Origin of the sequence: Humibacillus xanthopallidus (genome assembly GCF_044793955.1) — a bacterium.
In the GTDB taxonomy this organism is placed as follows: domain Bacteria; phylum Actinomycetota; class Actinomycetes; order Actinomycetales; family Dermatophilaceae; genus Humibacillus; species Humibacillus xanthopallidus_C.
The window spans coordinates 685,137-700,971 of sequence record NZ_CP084995.1 but is presented as its reverse complement, the minus strand read 5'-3'; the positions used below and the strand labels follow the sequence as shown (position 1 = coordinate 700,971).

Annotated in this window: 13 protein-coding genes; 9 read left to right on the top strand and 4 right to left on the bottom strand. The window is 71.6% G+C overall.

Annotated elements, in window-relative coordinates:
• Positions 1 to 28: 28 nt before the first annotated feature.
• On the bottom strand, positions 29 to 1,165 hold the full coding sequence (gene hisC, locus LG278_RS03220) for a histidinol-phosphate transaminase (RefSeq protein WP_404390881.1): 1,137 nt from the start codon (positions 1,163 to 1,165) through the stop codon (positions 29 to 31).
• A 147-nt stretch (positions 1,166 to 1,312) separates the two neighbouring features.
• On the opposite strand from hisC, the gene LG278_RS03215 reads away from it, so the two are divergent.
• The 5 genes from LG278_RS03215 to LG278_RS03195 all read left to right on the top strand — a co-directional run bounded on the left by LG278_RS03215 (position 1,313) and on the right by LG278_RS03195 (position 5,778).
• Positions 1,313 to 2,401: a 6-phosphofructokinase gene (locus LG278_RS03215; RefSeq protein WP_404390879.1), complete on the top strand. Its 1,089-nt coding sequence runs from the start codon at positions 1,313 to 1,315 to the stop codon at positions 2,399 to 2,401.
• A gap of 4 nt (positions 2,402 to 2,405) precedes the next feature.
• Positions 2,406 to 2,786 (top strand): phage holin family protein, encoded by a 381-nt coding sequence (locus LG278_RS03210; protein WP_404390877.1) that lies wholly within the window; start codon positions 2,406 to 2,408, stop codon positions 2,784 to 2,786.
• A 226-nt stretch (positions 2,787 to 3,012) separates the two neighbouring features.
• Positions 3,013 to 3,681, top strand: a complete 669-nt coding sequence (locus tag LG278_RS03205) for a hypothetical protein (protein ID WP_404390875.1) — start codon at positions 3,013 to 3,015, stop codon at positions 3,679 to 3,681.
• Positions 3,682 to 3,836: 155 nt separating this feature from the next.
• Complete coding sequence (locus LG278_RS03200; RefSeq protein ID WP_404390873.1) at positions 3,837 to 4,748, top strand: hypothetical protein; 912 nt, start codon at positions 3,837 to 3,839, stop codon at positions 4,746 to 4,748.
• 172 nt (positions 4,749 to 4,920) lie between these two features.
• Complete coding sequence (locus LG278_RS03195) at positions 4,921 to 5,778, top strand: TetR/AcrR family transcriptional regulator C-terminal domain-containing protein (protein ID WP_404390871.1); 858 nt, start codon at positions 4,921 to 4,923, stop codon at positions 5,776 to 5,778.
• Here the strand turns inward: LG278_RS03195 and LG278_RS03190 are convergent.
• On the bottom strand, positions 5,768 to 6,487 hold the full coding sequence (locus LG278_RS03190; protein WP_404390869.1) for a RibD family protein: 720 nt from the start codon (positions 6,485 to 6,487) through the stop codon (positions 5,768 to 5,770). The genes LG278_RS03195 and LG278_RS03190 overlap by 11 nt on opposite strands.
• 171 nt (positions 6,488 to 6,658) lie before the next feature.
• On the opposite strand from LG278_RS03190, the gene LG278_RS03185 reads away from it, so the two are divergent.
• From LG278_RS03185 to LG278_RS03175, 3 genes are all read left to right on the top strand, one after another.
• Positions 6,659 to 7,807, top strand: a complete 1,149-nt coding sequence (locus LG278_RS03185) for an exonuclease SbcCD subunit D (protein ID WP_404390867.1) — start codon at positions 6,659 to 6,661, stop codon at positions 7,805 to 7,807.
• Between the two features lie 2 nt (positions 7,808 to 7,809).
• Complete coding sequence (locus LG278_RS03180; RefSeq protein WP_404390865.1) at positions 7,810 to 10,803, top strand: AAA family ATPase; 2,994 nt, start codon at positions 7,810 to 7,812, stop codon at positions 10,801 to 10,803.
• An 87-nt stretch (positions 10,804 to 10,890) separates the two neighbouring features.
• A complete protein-coding gene (locus LG278_RS03175; RefSeq protein ID WP_404390863.1) occupies positions 10,891 to 11,271 on the top strand; it encodes a DUF1304 domain-containing protein in 381 nt (126 codons plus the stop codon).
• A 17-nt stretch (positions 11,272 to 11,288) separates the two neighbouring features.
• On the opposite strand, the gene LG278_RS03170 is transcribed toward LG278_RS03175, so the two are convergent.
• Together LG278_RS03170 and paaN are read right to left on the bottom strand one after the other, a co-directional pair.
• Positions 11,289 to 12,689 carry an MFS transporter gene (locus tag LG278_RS03170; RefSeq protein WP_404390861.1) on the bottom strand — a complete coding sequence of 467 codons (1,401 nt, stop codon included), beginning with the start codon at positions 12,687 to 12,689 and terminating at the stop codon, positions 11,289 to 11,291.
• Positions 12,689 to 14,413, bottom strand: coding sequence for a phenylacetic acid degradation protein PaaN (gene paaN / locus LG278_RS03165; RefSeq protein ID WP_404390859.1), 1,725 nt, complete (start codon positions 14,411 to 14,413; stop codon positions 12,689 to 12,691). Before paaN ends, LG278_RS03170 begins: the two co-directional genes overlap by 1 nt.
• Before the next feature lie 90 nt (positions 14,414 to 14,503).
• On the opposite strand from paaN, the gene LG278_RS03160 reads away from it, so the two are divergent.
• On the top strand, positions 14,504 to 15,739 hold the full coding sequence (locus tag LG278_RS03160; protein ID WP_404390857.1) for a 3-hydroxyacyl-CoA dehydrogenase NAD-binding domain-containing protein: 1,236 nt from the start codon (positions 14,504 to 14,506) through the stop codon (positions 15,737 to 15,739).
• Positions 15,740 to 15,835: the final 96 nt, after the last annotated feature.

Genomic DNA, 15,835 nt, shown 5'->3' with positions numbered 1-15,835 from the left:
CCCCGTCGTGACCCGTGCTGCAGTCTCGTCAGCGCGCGCCGAAGGCGGCGGCGACCTCGATGAGGCGGCTGTTGGCCTCCACCTCACCGACAGTCACCCGCACGCCGTCGTCGCCGTACTGCCGCACCATGAGGCCGGCCTCCTGGCACGCGTCCGCGAAGGCGGTGGAGTCGGCGCCGAGCGGGAACCAGACGAAGTTGGCGTCGGACCGGGGCAGCTTCCAGCCTTGGTCGACGAGAGCCTGCACGACCCGATCGCGCTCCGCGACAAGGGAGTCCACCCGCTCCGAGAGCTCGTCGAAGGCGTCGAGCGACGCGATGGCAGCGACCTGTGCGATCGAGTTGACGCCGAAGGGCGTGGCCGTCTTGCGCAGGGCAGCGGCGACGGGAGGGTGCGCGACGGCATACCCCACCCGCAGGCCGGCGAGGCCGTAGGCCTTGGAGAAGGTGCGCAGCACGACGACGTTGGGGCGGTGGCGCCACACATCGAGGCCGCGCACCGCCTCGGGGTCACGCACGAACTCGACGTAGGCCTCGTCGATGACGACGATGATGTCGCTAGGCACCTTGTCGAGGAACGCCTCGATCTCGGCGTGGCCGACACAGGGGCCGGTCGGGTTGTTGGGCGTGCACACGAGGATGACGCGGGTGCGGTCGTTGATCGCGGCGAACATCGCGCCGAGTCGGTGACGGGCCTGCTCGTCGAGCCCGACCATGACGGGCGAGGCACCGGCGAGCTGGGTGGCGATGGGGTAGGCCTCGAAGGAGCGCCACGCGAAGATCACCTCGTCGCCGGCGTCGCACGCCGCGTTGATGATCTGCGCGAGCACGGCCACCGACCCCGTGCCGGTCGCGATGCACTCGGGGGGCACGTCGAGCGCGCGGGCGAGTCGCTGCGTCAGGGCCGTCACGGCCATGTCGGGGTAGCGGTTGACGGTCGTCGCACCGTCACCGATCGCGGCGAGCACCGAGGGCAGCGGCCCGTAGGGGTTCTCGTTGGACGAGACCTTGTAGGCGGTGACGCCGGGGGGCGCCGACGCCGCCTTGCCCGGCTTGTAGTCCGGCATCCGGCCCAGCACCTCGCGGAGGCGGACGGCCGCCTCGGGGGCGGCGTAGGTCTCCCTCGGCGGGGCGCTCTCGGTGGTGCTCTCGGCGGCGTCGCTCATACCCGAACTGTAGAGGGGGTGTCCACGGCGGCGCCCGTCCCATGGACGTGCTCCTGACGGCGGACCCCGACTGTGGCTAGGCTCACACCGTCGGACCAGCGCCGCGTCGACATCTTCTTCTTGCCCACACAGACGAAAGTCCACTCCATGCGCATCGGCATTCTCACCGGGGGCGGGGACTGTCCCGGTCTCAACGCCGTCATCCGTGGCGCCACCCGCGCCGCCGAAGTCACCTACGACAGCACCGTCATCGGCTTCCGCAACGCCTGGCGGGGCGTCATGGACAACGACTACGAGCTGCTCGACGTCGACCGCTGCCGCGGCATCCTCCCCCTCGGCGGCACGATCCTCGGCACGAGCCGTGACCAGCCGTTCGCCCACGAGAACGGCCTCAAGCTCGTCCGCAAGGCCTACGACCGGCACGGGCTCGACGCGATCATCGGCATCGGCGGCGAGGGCTCGATGAGCGTCGTCAGCCGCCTGCACGAGAACGGCTTCCCCGTCATCGGCGTGCCGAAGACGATCGACAACGACATCAGCCTCACCGAGATGACGTTCGGCTTCCAGACGGCCGTCCAGATCTGCACCGACGCCATCGACCGCCTTCACACCACGGCCGAGAGCCACCACCGCGTCCTCGTCGTCGAGGTGATGGGCCGTCACGTCGGCCACATCGCGATCTGGTCCGGCCTCGCCGGCGGCGCGGCGATCACGCTCGTGCCCGAGGAGCCCTTCGACATCAACGAGGTGTGCGAGCGCATCGTGCACCGTCACAAGAAGGGCCGCTTCGCCACCATCGTCGTCGTCGCCGAGGGTGCCACGCCTCAGGAGGGGACGATGGAGATCCCCGCCCCGGAGGTCGACAAGTACGGTCACCAGATCCTCGGCGGCATCGGCTCGATCCTGGCCCGCGAGATCCAGGGCCGCACCGGCATCGAGAGCCGCATGACGGCGCTCGGACACATCCAGCGCGGCGGCTCGCCGGTGGCCTTCGACCGGGTGCTCGGCACCCGCTTCGGGGTGGCCGCCGTCGAGGCCGCGCTCGACAGCGACTGGGGCCAGATGGTCGCCCTGCAGAACGGCCGCATCGAGCGCGTGGCGGTTGCCGACGCGGTCGGCTCGCTCAAGATGGTCGAGGCCGACCTGCTTCGGCTCAACCAGATGTTTCAGCCCCGCATCCCCGGTGACGAGCACCCCGGCCTTCCGGCCGATTCGCCTGCCCCCGTGGGAGACTGAGCCCATGGTCAACTTCGCGATTCAGACCGTCATCAACGGCCTCGCGCTCTGGATCGCCGCATGGGCCGTCCCGGGCATCACCTTCGGCGACAACATGAGCACGGGCAAGACCGTGGGCACGGTGCTGATCGTCGCCCTGATCTTCGGTGTCGTCAACGCCCTCGTGCGTCCGATCGCGGCGCTGCTCTCGCTGCCCTTCATCATCCTGACCTTGGGGCTGTTCATCTTCATCCTCAACGCGGCGATGCTCCAGCTCACGTCGTGGCTCGCAGGGGTGTTCAACCTGGCCTTCCACGTCAACGAGTTCTTCTGGGACGCCATCTGGGGCGCGCTCATCATCACCTTCGTCTCGCTCCTGCTGGGCTTCCTCAAGAAGGACGCCTGATCGCCATCGCCTGACACCATCGCTCGACGCCGTCGCCTGACGCGGTATGCCGTGAGCCCGCCTTCCGCGTGAAGGCGGGCTCACGGCATACGGAGCCTCCATGCGTCCGAGACGGCGGGACCATCGGCTCTGGCGGCCCCGTGCTTCCCGGGAAGGATGGAAGCGAGGGTCGGTGCACGCGACGCCGTCGGCGGCGCCCACCGCCCAGGTCCGGAGGGTGATGACGATGAGGACTCGACCGAGATTCCTGGCCACGCTGGCGGCAGTCGGGCTGGCCCTGATGGCGGCCGCGCCCGCCAGTGGTGCCACGGGTGGCGACTGGATCAGCGTCGACCGGGCGCTGGTCAACAAGCTCGGCGGCGTCAGCGTCTCCGGCGAGGTGAGCTGCGCAGGCACCTACGCCCAGCTCCTGGACGGGTCGCTGGAGTACGTGGACGAGAACGAGCAGTGGCTACCCATCCCCGCCCCGACCGACACCCAGCTCGTCAACATCTTCGTCAACGCCGACACCTACACGGTCAGCCAGCCGGCCGGCCGCCGCCTGATGATCCAGGTCGAGCACGGTTCGTCGCGGATGCACCCGTGCTTCGCGCAGCACCCCTACGACGAGGACGGCCGGTCGTGGCAGGAGATCGGCCAGATCGAGTGCCGCGACGAGACGACGTGCCGCTGGGAGACCGACCGTTACGCCTACGACCGGGTCACCTTGGGGCCACTCTTCGACTACTCGCCTGACGGCAAGTTCAAGACGGGCAACCTCAACGTCGACGTGTCCACGTACGGCTCCATGGTGGCGGTCTACGACACCGCCACGCAGACGTGGGACTACTACGGCGTCCCACAGACGCCCGACATCTACACGCAGCAGATCGTGAGGGCGACGATGTACCGCTGAGCGCCGAGCTACAGCCCGGTATGCCGTGAGCCCGCCTTCCGCGTGAAGGCGGGCTCACGGCATACCGCGGGGTGTTTCCGTTTCGCGCGCGACGGGTAGGTATCGAACCGACTGCGGTTTACAACGTAAACACCCTGCAAGCGAAGGAGTCCCACGTGGACAACATCAATACGGCGCTGTCGGACCTGTGGAGGTCCGTCGCGCTCTTCGTACCCAAGTTCGTGGCATTCCTGCTCATCCTGCTGATCGGCTGGTTCATCGCCAAGGCGATCGGCAAGGTCGTCGACAAGGTCCTCGAGCGCGTCGGCTTCGACAAGGCCGTCGAGCGCGGTGGCATCAAGAAGGCGCTCGCCAAGAGCGAGTACGACGCCTCGTCCATCGTCGGCAAGATCGTCTACTACGCGCTGCTGCTCTTCGTGCTGCAGCTCGCCTTCGGCATCTTCGGGCCCAACCCGATCAGTGACCTGCTGTCCGGCGTGATCGCCTTCCTCCCGAAGGCCATCGTCGCCATCGTGATCGTCGTCGTGGCGGCCGCGATCGCCGCAGCCGTGCGCGAGCTCATCGCCAACACGCTGGGCGGCCTCTCCTACGGCAAGGTGCTCGCCAACATCGCGAGCGTCTTCATCCTGGCGCTCGGTGTCATCGCCGCCCTCAACCAGGTCGGCATCGCCACCACCGTGACGATGCCCGTCCTCATCGCGGTGCTCGCCACCGTCGCCGGTGTGCTCATCGTCGGTGTGGGCGGCGGCCTCATCAAGCCGATGCAGGCCCGCTGGGAGCGCTACCTCGACACGATGTCCGAGGAGAGCGGCCGCATCCGCGAGCAGGTCCGTCAGGCGCCGAGCGTCGGCGAGCAGGCCCGCGAGGCCAAGGCGCGCCACGAGGGTCGCACCGCCGGCACCTCCGAGCGCGACGAGGCCCAGGCGGCCGACGACTTCTACCACGACCGCGCACAGACGGCCGGCGCGCAGACCACGTCGTTCAGCTCCGAGCCCACGACCTCGTTCGAGGCGGGCGACTACCGCGGCAGCCACCGCCCCGGTGACGGCGGTCAGAGCACCTACTGATCCCTGCCACACCTGCGCAGCCGGGTGGAGCCTCTCGACGGGGCTCCACCCGGCTGCATCTGTCTGGGCTCCTCCCGCGGTGCCGGTCGTCCGCAGCGGGCTGACCTGCCCGGAGCCCACCGGCGCAGGCATGATGGGGTGACGCCCGACCGCCAGCGGTGAAGGAGCACCCATGCCCAGCCCCCGGAGCACACCGCCGGAGACCTCCCGCGCCCCTCGCGACCGGACGGGCCGTGACCCGGGCACCGGTGCGGATGCCGGCGGGGGCGAGGTCGCCGCCGACGAGGTCGTCGGGCGCGAGGTCGTCGGGCGCGAGGTCGGCGGGCGCGAGGTCGGCGACGGGGCCGCCCCACGGCTGAGCCGCGAGCGCATCATCGACGAGGCGATCGCCCTCGTCGACGCCGAGGGCGTCAACGCGCTCACGATGCGACGACTGGGGGGCCGCCTCGGGGTCGAGGCGATGGCTCTCTACCGCTACGTCAACGGCCGCGAGGACCTCCTCGAAGGTGTCGTCGACCGCCTCGTCTCCACCCTCGAGATCGACCCCGGCGCCCGGATGGGCCCGGCCGACGGGTGGCAGGCCTTCCTGCAGTGGATGGCCCACACGGTGCGCCAGCTCGTGCTCGACCACCCCCTCGCCTTCCCGCTCATCGCCACGAGGCACCCCGCGGCGCCCTGGCTGCGTCCGCCGTTGCGCAGTCTCGCCGTCGTCGAGGCCTTCCTCGACGGCCTCCTGCGACGGGGGTTCACCGAGGACCAGGCCGTGCGCGCCTACCGCACCTTCACGAGCTTCCTGCTCGGGCACCTGCTGCTCGAGTCGGCGGCGCGTGGGGCACAGTTCTCCGGGCCCGAGACGCCGCTCGACGAGGGGTCGGCGTCCCTGCCCACCAGCGACGCAGCCCTGCCGCTCGACCGCTTCCCGACCGTCGCCCGACTCTCGCCGCAGCTCGAGGAGGACCACGTCGAGATCGAGTTCGAGGTGGCGCTCGAGTCGCTGCTCGAGCGGATGGATCTCGAGCTCAGCCAGTAGTCCCGCCCCCTCGCGTGCCTGTTGCGTAGCGCAGCAGGAGCGCACCGTCGTCGAAGCGCTCGACGTCCGACAGCCGGAGGCGTATGCCGCCCGGGGAGGCCGGGTGGGGCAGCGTCACGACCCCCTGCCCGCCGGGGTCGCTCGAGACGACCGGCTCGAGTAGGAGCGCGATCTCGTCGACGAGGTCGGCCGCCAGCAGGGCGCCGTTGAGCGCGCCGCCACCGTCGGTGCGGACCGCGGTCACGCCGTGGGTGGCCGCGAGGCGCTCGAGCGCGGTCGCGAGGTCGACGCGGTCGTCACCGGCCTCGAGGTGCTCGATGCCGCGACGGTCGAGATAGTCGCGATAGTCGGCCGGCGTGCTGCGCGAGACGAGCACGACGACCGAGCGATACCACGGCTGCGCGAGCGCATCCCGCCAGCAGCGCACGGCGCCTCGGCTGTCGGGCACGACGAGCAGCGGTCGCGGCTCGGTCACGAGCGACGCGAAGCCGGGCACGACGGGCACCCGCTCGGGCGGGGGCAGCGAGCGCAGCTGGTCGGCGGCAGACTCGGGCGGCCCGAAGGCGAGTGCCGTCGTGCTGCCCATGAGGATCGCGTCGCAGTGCCATCGGAAGCCCAGGCGGTAGTAGCGCGACGGGTGGGTGTCGAAGCCGACGACGCGCCCGTCGATGCTGACCTCGTTGTAGGTGACGACATGGGGCCTGTCCATCCGGTCACGGTAGGTGCGGGCACCGACGGTCGCGGCGACGAGGCTCCTCGACGAACCTCACCCGTCCGCCGTCGGGGTGTCGACCGCAGGGCTGTCGGCGCGGGGTCCTAACGTCAAGGTATGCGGTTGCTCCACACCTCCGACTGGCACCTCGGGCGCACGCTCCACGGCGTGAGCCTCCACGAGGCGCAGTCGACTGTCCTCGACCGCATCTGCGAGCTCGTCGAGGACCCGCCGGACGGCGTGCCCATCGATGCCGTCCTCGTGGCTGGCGACGTCTACGACCGGGGCGTGCCGCCGGTCGAGTCGGTCCAGCTCTTCGAGTGGACGCTGTCGCGGTTGTCGGCCGTCACCACCGTCGTCGTCACGTCGGGCAACCACGACTCGGCCATCCGGCTCGGCTATGGCTCGGCGCTCTTCCGCGACCGCATCCGCATGGTCACCGACCCGGGCGCCCTCGACCTGCCGCTGCTGCTCGAGGGGAGCGACGGCGTGCAGGCGGCGATCTACGGCATCCCCTACCTCGACCCCGACCACGCGCGAGTTGCGCTGGCCCCGTCCGGTGAGGTGCTGCCGCGCTCGCACCAGGCGGTCGTCGCGGCGGCGTGCGACCGCATCCGGGCCGATCTCGCGGGCCGCGCGTCCGGGGTGCGCAGCGTGGTCCTCGCCCACGCCTTCGTCGCGGGCGCCGAGCCGAGCGACTCCGAGCGCTCCATCATGGTCGGAGGGGTCGACCGGGTGGCCGGCACCGTCTTCGCGGGCATCGACTATGCCGCACTCGGCCACCTGCACGGGCCGCAGTCACCCGACTCCGCCGAGGGCTCCGTCGTGCGCTACAGCGGCTCCCCCCTGCGCTACTCCTTCTCCGAGCAGGACCACACCAAGGTCGTGCTCCTCGTCGACGTGGCCGCCGAGGGCCCCGTGTCGGTCACTCCCGTCGAGATCGAGCAGCCTCGGCCCATGGCCACCCTGCGCGGACGGCTCGACGACCTGCTCGCCTCGCCCGAGCACTCCGGCGCCGAGGCGTCGTGGGTGCGGGTGACGGTGACCGACCGGGTGCGGCCCGACTCGCTCATGGACCGCGTCCGGTCGCGCTTCCCGCACGCCCTCCAGGTCTTCCACGAGCCCGAGGGGGCCATCGACCGCGGCCGTGGCGGCACGACGGTCGTCAGCGAACGCGACCCCCGTGAGCTCGGCAGCGACTTCATCTCCTACGTCACCAAGACCGTCGCCAGCGACGGCGAGGTCGACGTCTTCGAGGCGGGCTACGAGGCCGCCCTGGCGGCCGAGCACCTCGCGGAGTCGCAGGAGGTGGCCTGAGCATGCAGCTGCACCGCCTCGAGATGACCGCCATCGGGCCGTATGCCGGCACCGAGAGCATCGACTTCTCCGCGGTCGGGCGCGCCGGCCTCTTCCTGCTCGAAGGGCCCACCGGCTCGGGCAAGTCCACGATCATCGACGCCATCACGTTCGCGCTCTACGGCAAGGTGGCCCAGGCCTCGGCCGACGTCGAGCGCATCCACTCCCACCACGCCGACCCTCGCACGGTCCCGATCGTCACGCTCGTCTTCGAGACCCAGTCCGGCATCTACCGCGTGCAGCGCACGCCGCGCTTCGAGCGTCCCAAGTCCCGTGGCGACGGCATGACCGTCCAGCAGCCCACGATCAAGCTGTGGCGCGTCGCGACCCCCGACGACGTGCTCGGTGGCGAGCTGCTCTCGACCAACATCGGCGACTGCGACGACGAGATCACCCGCGCGGTCGGGCTGACCCGCGACCAGTTCGTGCAGACGGTGATCCTGCCGCAGGGCGAGTTCGCGACCTTCCTGCGCGCCCGGTCCGAAGACAAGGGCAAGCTGCTCGAGAAGGTCTTCGGCACGGCCTTCTTCCGGCGGGTCCAGGACGAGATCGTCGAGGCAGGTCGTGTCGCCCAGGCCCGACGGCAGTCGGCCGTCGACGAGATCCGCATGGCGGTGCAGGCCTTCGCTGTCTCTGCAGGGCTCGAGACCGACCGCCGTGACGCGCTCCTCGAGGTGAGTCGCTCGTCCCCCGAGTCGCTGACCGGCGAGCTGGCTCAGGTCGTCGACGAGCTCGCCACTAATGAGCGGCACGCGGGCAAGCGCAGCCGTGAGGCGATCGAGGGCCACCGCCAGATGGCCGACATGGTCGGAGAGGCCCGGCTGCGCATGCAGCGCCGCGAGCGGCTCCTCGCCCTGCAACGCGAGGACGAGACGCTCGGCAAGCGCGCTGTCCACTTCACGCAGCTTCGGGCCGAGGTCGAGCGGGCCCGCCAGGCCAAGCCGGTCGTCGGAGCCGTGCGCACCCTCGCCATCTCCGAAGGGGCCCTCAAGCGAGCCGAGGCGGCGCTCCGGCTGGCCCGGGCGCGCGTCGACGAGAGCCTGCGCGACACCGACCTCGACGAGCTGCGCGAGGTCGCCACCCGATCACGCGAGGTCATCGGCTCGCTGGCCGGCGCCATCACGCTCGAGACGGCCCTCGGGGGCCGCATCACCGAGGCGCGGCGTCTGCAAGGGGAGCTCGACCGTTCGCGCACCACGCTGGCGTCCACCGCCCGTGACCTGGCGGGGCTGCCCGATGCGCTCGCGGCCCACGACGTCGCCCTCACCGAGGCCCGCCGGCTACACGCGCTGCTCGACAGCCGCACCACCGAGGCGACCCGAGCGCAGACGGTGCTCGAGGCGGCCCTCGCGCACGCCGCAGCCCTCTCGCGCACCCTGCCGCTCGAGCGCGCGACGGCCGATGCCCTCGAGGCCGTGCGCGGTGCCGAGCTGGGCCTCGCCCGGCTCCGGCAGGCGCGCATCGACGACATCGCCGGAGAGCTCGGCCTGGCGCTCGCCGAGGGCGAGCCCTGCCCGGTCTGCGGTTCGCTCGAGCACCCCGCACCCGCGCGACCGAGCGACGATGCCGTGACGCCCGAGCGCGTGACGGCCGAGGAGCAACGCCTCGAGTCGCTGCGCGCGGCCGCCGCGCGGCGAGTCGACGAGCTCGGCGCCCTGCGCACCGAGGTCGGGGCCCTGGAGGCCGCGGCCGTAGGGCTCTCCCTCGAGACCGCCCGCGAGCGGGCGGAGGCGGCCGCCGAGGCTCTCGCCGCCTCGGTGCAGGCGCGGCAGGACGTCGCCCGCGGCGAGGCTCGTCTGGCCGAGCTCCGAGCCGCCCAAGCCACTCTGACGAAGCGTCATGGCGAGCTCGAGACCTCGATCGCCCGACTCGAGCAGTCCCTTGCCGACCTCGAGGAGCGCATCGAGCGCGAGCGCGCCCAGGTCGACGAGGCGCGCGACGGCCACGAGACCGTGGCCGAGCGCCGCCAGGAGCTCGCCACCAGGGCGACCCGCATCGACGAGCTGATCGACGCCATCGGTCACCGCGCGGTCGCGGCTGCGGCCGTGGCCGAGGACGAGCTCGCCCGCGACGCCGACCTCGCAGCCGCGGGCTTCGACGACGTGGCCCAGTGGCTCGCCGCCGACCGCTCGCTCGAGTGGATCACGCAGCGCGAGCAGGAGATCGCCGACTTCGAGACGGCGTGCACGCAGGTGCGGGCCGGCCTCACCGGGCCCGAGCTCGCAGACGTGCAGCTCGATGCCCTCTTCGACGACATCGACCAGATGACCGAGCTCGAGAAGGCCGCCAAGAAGGAGATGGAGGCCGCCACCAACGAGCACGGCAGCCTCCGCGACCAGGTGCGGCGCACGAAGCGCCACGTCGCCGACATCCACGAGGCCCTGGGCCGCAACGCCGCCGTCATCGCGGCCACCGTCGACGCGGTGCGGGTCGGGCAGCTCGTGTCGGGCAACGGCGACAACCAGCTCAACCTCGACCTCGTGAAGTACGTCCTCATCCGGCGTTTCACCGAGGTGCTCTCGGCGGCCAACGCCGAGCTCGCCCGCTTCTCCGGTGGCCGCTACACGCTCGAGCACACCGACGCCAAGAAGGGCAACGCCAAGTCGGGCCTCGGCGTGCGCGTCCACGACCTGCACACCAACCAAGTCCGCGATGTCGGCACCCTCTCGGGAGGCGAGACGTTCTACGTCTCCCTCTCGCTGGCCCTCGCGCTCGCGGAGGTCGTGCGGGCCGAGTCCGGCGGTGTCGACCTCGGCACGCTCTTCGTCGACGAGGGCTTCGGCACGCTCGATCCCGACGTGCTCGACGACGTGATGCACACCCTCGAGGGGCTGCGTGAGGGCGGGCGCACTGTCGGCATCGTCAGCCACGTCACCGAGCTGAAGTCGCGTGTCGCCGACCGCATCGAGGTCATCGTCCGGCCCGATCGCACCTCCACCCTGCGCATCACCGCCTGACCGAGCCACCTCCCCCCATCACTCGAGCGGGACCGATGGGGCGGCGCGGCCACTCGACCTGGGGGTGCGTGGGCCTACGATCCGGTCATGAGCGTCGTCGCGAGCGTCTTCGTCGGGCTGGCCGCCCTGCTCCACGTCTACATCTTCTGGATGGAGAGCATCGCCTGGACCCGGCCCCAGGTCTGGAAGCGCTTCAGCGTCGCCGACCAGGCCACCGCCGACGTGACCCGTCCGATGGCCTACAACCAGGGCTTCTACAACCTCTTCCTGGCCGTCGGGGCCGCACTCGGTCTCGTCCTGTGGTGGTCCGGGAGCGAGACTGCGGGCACGGCGCTGGTCCTCTTCGCGACCGGCTCGATGGTCGCCGCGGCCGCAGTCCTCGCCGCGTCGGGCCGGCGCTACCTGCGGGCCGCACTGATCCAAGGCACCCTGCCACTGCTCGGCTTCCTCGCCATGCTCTTCGCCTGAGGCCGGCCGACCACGGGTCAGACCGACGACGACCGGCGCGGCGCGGTCACCGCGACGAGGACGATGACGGCGACCCCGACGACGGCCGCCCCCAGCCCGAGCGTGCCGTAGCCGTAGAGGCCGACGACGATGCCGGCCACCGCGCCTCCACCCGCCCCAGCGAGGCCCATGAAGACCTCCGACAGGCCCTGGGTGGCCGGTCGCTCCTGCGCCGTCACGGCTGAGGTCAGCATCGTCGAGCCGGAGATGAGCGTGCACGACCAGCCGATGCCGAGCAGCAGCAGCGCGACGAGCAGCAGCGGGGACCACCCCGTCATCGACTGCGAGGCGAGCACGGACGCGAGCGTCAGCACCGCGCCACCGGTCGCCGCGACCGGCCGCCCGCCCCAGCGGTCGACGGCCGCGCCGACGAGCGGGGAGAATGCGAACATCCCCAGGATGTGCACCGAGATGACGAAGCCGATGACCTGCAGGTCGGCATGACCGTGGCTCATGTGCAGCGGCGTCATCACCATGACCGAGACCATCACGACGTGACCGAGGGCGATCGTCAGCACACCGAGGCGCGCGCCCACGTTGGCCCGCACGACCCGAAGCCCGCGCGTCAGTGACCCGTCATGGTCCTCGGCGCCGTCACCGAGCTCACCGGGGCCGATGCCGTCGGCGGGCTCGAGCGCCGCGCCGTCCTCGATCGCGTGACCGCTCGGGCTCGCGACGACGCTCCGCGCCGGCTCAGTATGCCGTCCGGCCGAGGCCGCCCGGTCGGCGCGCTCGAGTGCCCGCGCCGACAGCAGGGGGTCGGGCCGCAGCAGACGGTTGATGACGACGAAGGCGAGCGCGAAACCGGCGAGGGAGAAGACGAACGAGCCCGCCAGCTCGGGCAGGCCGAGCACGCGCGCGAAGGCCTGGCCCGGGCCGACGAGGTTGGGCCCGAGCACCGACCCGATCGTCGTCGCCCAGACGACGACCGAGAGGTCACGCCCCCGGTGCTCCGGCAGCGCGAGGTCGGCCGCGGCATACCGCGACTGGCTGTTGGCGCTCGTGCCACCCCCGAAGAGGAGCATGCCGACGAGCAGCAGGGGGAAGCTGCGCGCGACCGCGGCGGTGACCACGAGCGCCGATCCGACCATGGCCAGTGCGAGGCCGAGCTGCAGGCCCGGTCGGCGACCGCGAGCCGCCATCACCCGCGCGACCGGGATGGCGATGAGCGCCCCGCCGAGCACCTGGAAGGTGGTGCCGAGGCCGGCGAGCGACTCCGTGCCCGAGAGGTCCTCCGCGAGCAGCGCGCCGACGGCCAGCCCGCTCGCCATGCCGAGACCCGAGAGGATCTGCGACGTGATGAGGGTGCGGACGACCTTGCGCTGCAGACCTTTTCGGTGAGCGGGATCGAGATCAAACGCCTCGGCAGGGTCGGACATCACACGTGTCGTCGTGACGTGATGACTCTGAAGCGACCGGCGACGAACGCGGCGTCGGTGTAGGCGGCGTTGGCCGCGGGGTTGGCCCCGGTGCCGTGGTAGTCGGAGAAGGCGGCCGTCTGGTTGACGAAGACCTGGCCGGTGAGGTTCTCCGAGAGGGCGACCCCACCGGCAGCCGCAGCCTCTCGGGCCCGCTCGAGCACGTCCTCGCTCGTCGAGTACACGGCGGCTGTCATCGCCCCGTGCTCGCGGACCGTGTCGGCGAGCTGGGCGAGCGACTGCTCCGTCGAGGCGGTGCGGATGAGGAAGCCCACCGGTCCGAAGCACTCCTGGGTGTAGACGTCCTCGCGCGACACGTCCAGCGCGACGAGGCCCGGAGCGCGCACGACGGCGTCGGCCCACGTCGGGTGGGGGACGCGGCGCGAGTCGAGCACGACGCGCCCGTCGGCGTCCTCGGCGATCGAGGCGAGCGAGTCGGCGTTGGTGCGCACCTGGTCGTTGACGGTCGCGCCGAGCAGCTCGACAGCCTTGGCGTCGTCGCCGGTCAGGCGGCCGATGGCCCCGGCGAGACGCTCGCCGAACTCGTCGAAGGACAGGTGGCCCTCGTCGGTGTCGACGCCACCCTCGGGGACGTAGAGGTTCTGGGGGGCGGTGCACATCTGGCCGGAGTAGAGGGCGAGCGAGAAGGCGAGGTTGCCGAGGGTGCCGCGCAGGTTGTCGGTCGAGTCGACGACGATCGTGTTGATGCCGGCCTTCTCGGTGAAGACGAGCTTGCCCGCTGCCGCGCCCGCCTGCTCGAGCCAGCCGCCGAAGCTCGGACCGCCGGTGTAGTCGATGATCGCGACCTCGTCGCGCTCGGCGAGGGTCTTGGCCAGGCCCTGGCCGTCGGACTCGGCGGCGAGCTGCACGAGCGCCGGGTCGAAGCCGGCCTCCTCGAGCACCGCGCGGGCGATCTCGACCGAGATCGCGAGCGGGAGCACGGCGCGGGGGTGCGGCTTGACGATGACCGGGTTGCCCGTGACGAGCGAGGCGAAGATGCCGGGGTAGGCGTTCCACGTCGGGAAGGTGTTGCAGCCGATGACGAGCGCGATGCCGCGCGGCACGATGCGGTAGTCCTTCTGCAGGCGCAGCGGGGCGGGCTTGCCCTCACGGTCCTTGCCGGGCTTCTCCCAGACGACGCTCGTCGGCACGCGCTCCTGCTCGACGAGCCCCGCGGCCACAGCCTCGATCGCCCGGTCCTGCGCGTGCGGTCCGCCCGCCTGGAACGACATGACGAACGGCTGGCCCGACGTGTGCATGACCGCGTTGGCGATCTCGAAGCTGCGGCGGTTGATGCGGTCGATGATCTCGACGCAGACGGCGGCTCGCACCTGCGGTCCGGCGTCACGCCACGCGGGCATCGCCGCGTGGGCGGCCTCGAGGCCGGCGTCGATGTCGAGCGCGGGATACGTCGTGCCGAGCACGGGACCGTAGGGCGAGACCTCGCTCCCCACGAAGGTGCCGTCGGTCGGCTGACCCAGCAGGGCGGCATACGGCTGACCGAGGTGCGCCTCGTGCGCAGCGAGCCCCTGCGCTGCGGCGCTCTCGCCGTAGACGCGAGGGCTCGGCGACTCGGGGTAGCGCGAGTAGTAGGAGCGCGTCGTCAGCGCCTGACGGATCTCGTCGAGGACACCGGCGTGCGCGGCGAGCATCGGGTGGGTGGGCGTCGTTGCCGTGGCGGTCACCCATCGATGCTAGCCAGATGTCGGGCTGCCGTATGCCGTCCCCTCCCACCAGCGGGCGCATGACCGCTGCGACCGGGCAGGATGTCGGACATGGACACCGACGTCAGCGAGCACGGCCACGAGGCGACGCACCGGGACGCGGACGACGAGGGGATCTTTGCGACCGTCGCCGTCATCGGCGCCGGCGCGATGGGGTCGGGGATCGCCCAGGTGGCGGCTGCCGCAGGTCACCACGTCGTGCTCGTCGACGCGGCCGCGGGGGCGGCGGCCACAGCGCGAGAGCGCATCGCCGCCTCCCTCGACCGGCTGGTCGGCAAGGGACGGGCGAGCCGGGAGGAGGCCGACGCGACGCTGGAGCGGCTGAGGACGGCGGACTCGGTGCGCGACCTGCCCGAGTGCGGTCTCGTCATCGAGGCGGTGCCCGAGGACCTCCGCCTCAAGCGGCGGCTCCTCGCCGACCTCTCGGAGCGACAGCCGGCCAACACGGTGCTCGCGACGAACACGTCGAGCTTCGACATCGACGCCATCGCCCGCGACGTCATCGACCCCGAGCGGATGCTCGGGCTGCACTTCTTCAACCCGCCGACGGTCATGGCGCTCGTCGAGGTGGTGAGCGGTGAGCTCACCTCGGCGGCCTATGTCGAGCACGCGACGGCACTCATGCGCGCCTGGGGCAAGACGCCGGTGCGGTGCGTCTCGACGCCGGGCTTCATCGTCAACCGCGTCGCGCGGCCCTTCTACGGCGAGGCCCAGCGCCTCGTCGAGGCCGGCGTCGCCGACGCCGCGACCATCGACTGGGTGCTGCGCGAGCGCGGCGGCTTCCCGATGGGGCCCCTCGAGCTGACCGACTTCATCGGGCAGGACGTCAACCTCGCCGTCGGCACGTCGGTCTGGGAGCAGACCGGCCACGACGAGCGCTACGCACCGACGGACCTCCAGCGCCGCCTCGTCGAGGAGGGCCGGCTCGGTCGCAAAACCGGCTCGGGCATCTACACGTATGCCGCCGACGGCTCGGTCGAGGGCGCCGAGCCCGACCTCGAGCTGGCCGGACGGCTCGTGGGTGGGCCGGTCGTGACCGACCCGCTCGCGCGCACGGTCGCGATGCTCGTCAACGAGGCGGTCGACCTCGTGCACCGCGGTGAGGCGACGGCCGACGACGTCGACATCGCGATGCGGCTCGGGGTGCGCTACCCGAGGGGGCCGATCGAGTGGGGCCGCGAGATCGGCTTCGACGTCGTCGCCGCCCAGATCGGCGAACTCGACACGGCGTTCCCGGGTGGGCGCTACCGTCCGAGCCCGGCCCTCACCGACGGCAGTCTCGCGTGAGTGCGAGTGGGTCCCCCGCGAGCGCCGACAGCTCCCCGAGTCGAGGTGATGCCGGGCCCCACGCCGGTGCCGAGATCACCTCGAACGAGGGGACGT

Excerpts from the sequence above, each read along its gene's own strand:
- LG278_RS03160 (WP_404390857.1), top strand. The coding sequence starts at position 14,504 with ATGGACACCGACGTCAGCGAGCACGGCCACGAGGCGACGCACCGGGAC.
- LG278_RS03195 (WP_404390871.1), top strand. The coding sequence starts at position 4,921 with ATGCCCAGCCCCCGGAGCACACCGCCGGAGACCTCCCGCGCCCCTCGC.
- hisC (WP_404390881.1), bottom strand. The coding sequence starts at position 1,165 with ATGAGCGACGCCGCCGAGAGCACCACCGAGAGCGCCCCGCCGAGGGAG.
- LG278_RS03205 (WP_404390875.1), top strand. The coding sequence starts at position 3,013 with ATGAGGACTCGACCGAGATTCCTGGCCACGCTGGCGGCAGTCGGGCTG.
- LG278_RS03190 (WP_404390869.1), bottom strand. The coding sequence starts at position 6,487 with ATGGACAGGCCCCATGTCGTCACCTACAACGAGGTCAGCATCGACGGG.
- LG278_RS03170 (WP_404390861.1), bottom strand. The coding sequence starts at position 12,689 with ATGTCCGACCCTGCCGAGGCGTTTGATCTCGATCCCGCTCACCGAAAA.
- LG278_RS03215 (WP_404390879.1), top strand. The coding sequence starts at position 1,313 with ATGCGCATCGGCATTCTCACCGGGGGCGGGGACTGTCCCGGTCTCAAC.
- LG278_RS03180 (WP_404390865.1), top strand. The coding sequence starts at position 7,810 with ATGCAGCTGCACCGCCTCGAGATGACCGCCATCGGGCCGTATGCCGGC.
- LG278_RS03210 (WP_404390877.1), top strand. The coding sequence starts at position 2,406 with ATGGTCAACTTCGCGATTCAGACCGTCATCAACGGCCTCGCGCTCTGG.
- LG278_RS03175 (WP_404390863.1), top strand. The coding sequence starts at position 10,891 with ATGAGCGTCGTCGCGAGCGTCTTCGTCGGGCTGGCCGCCCTGCTCCAC.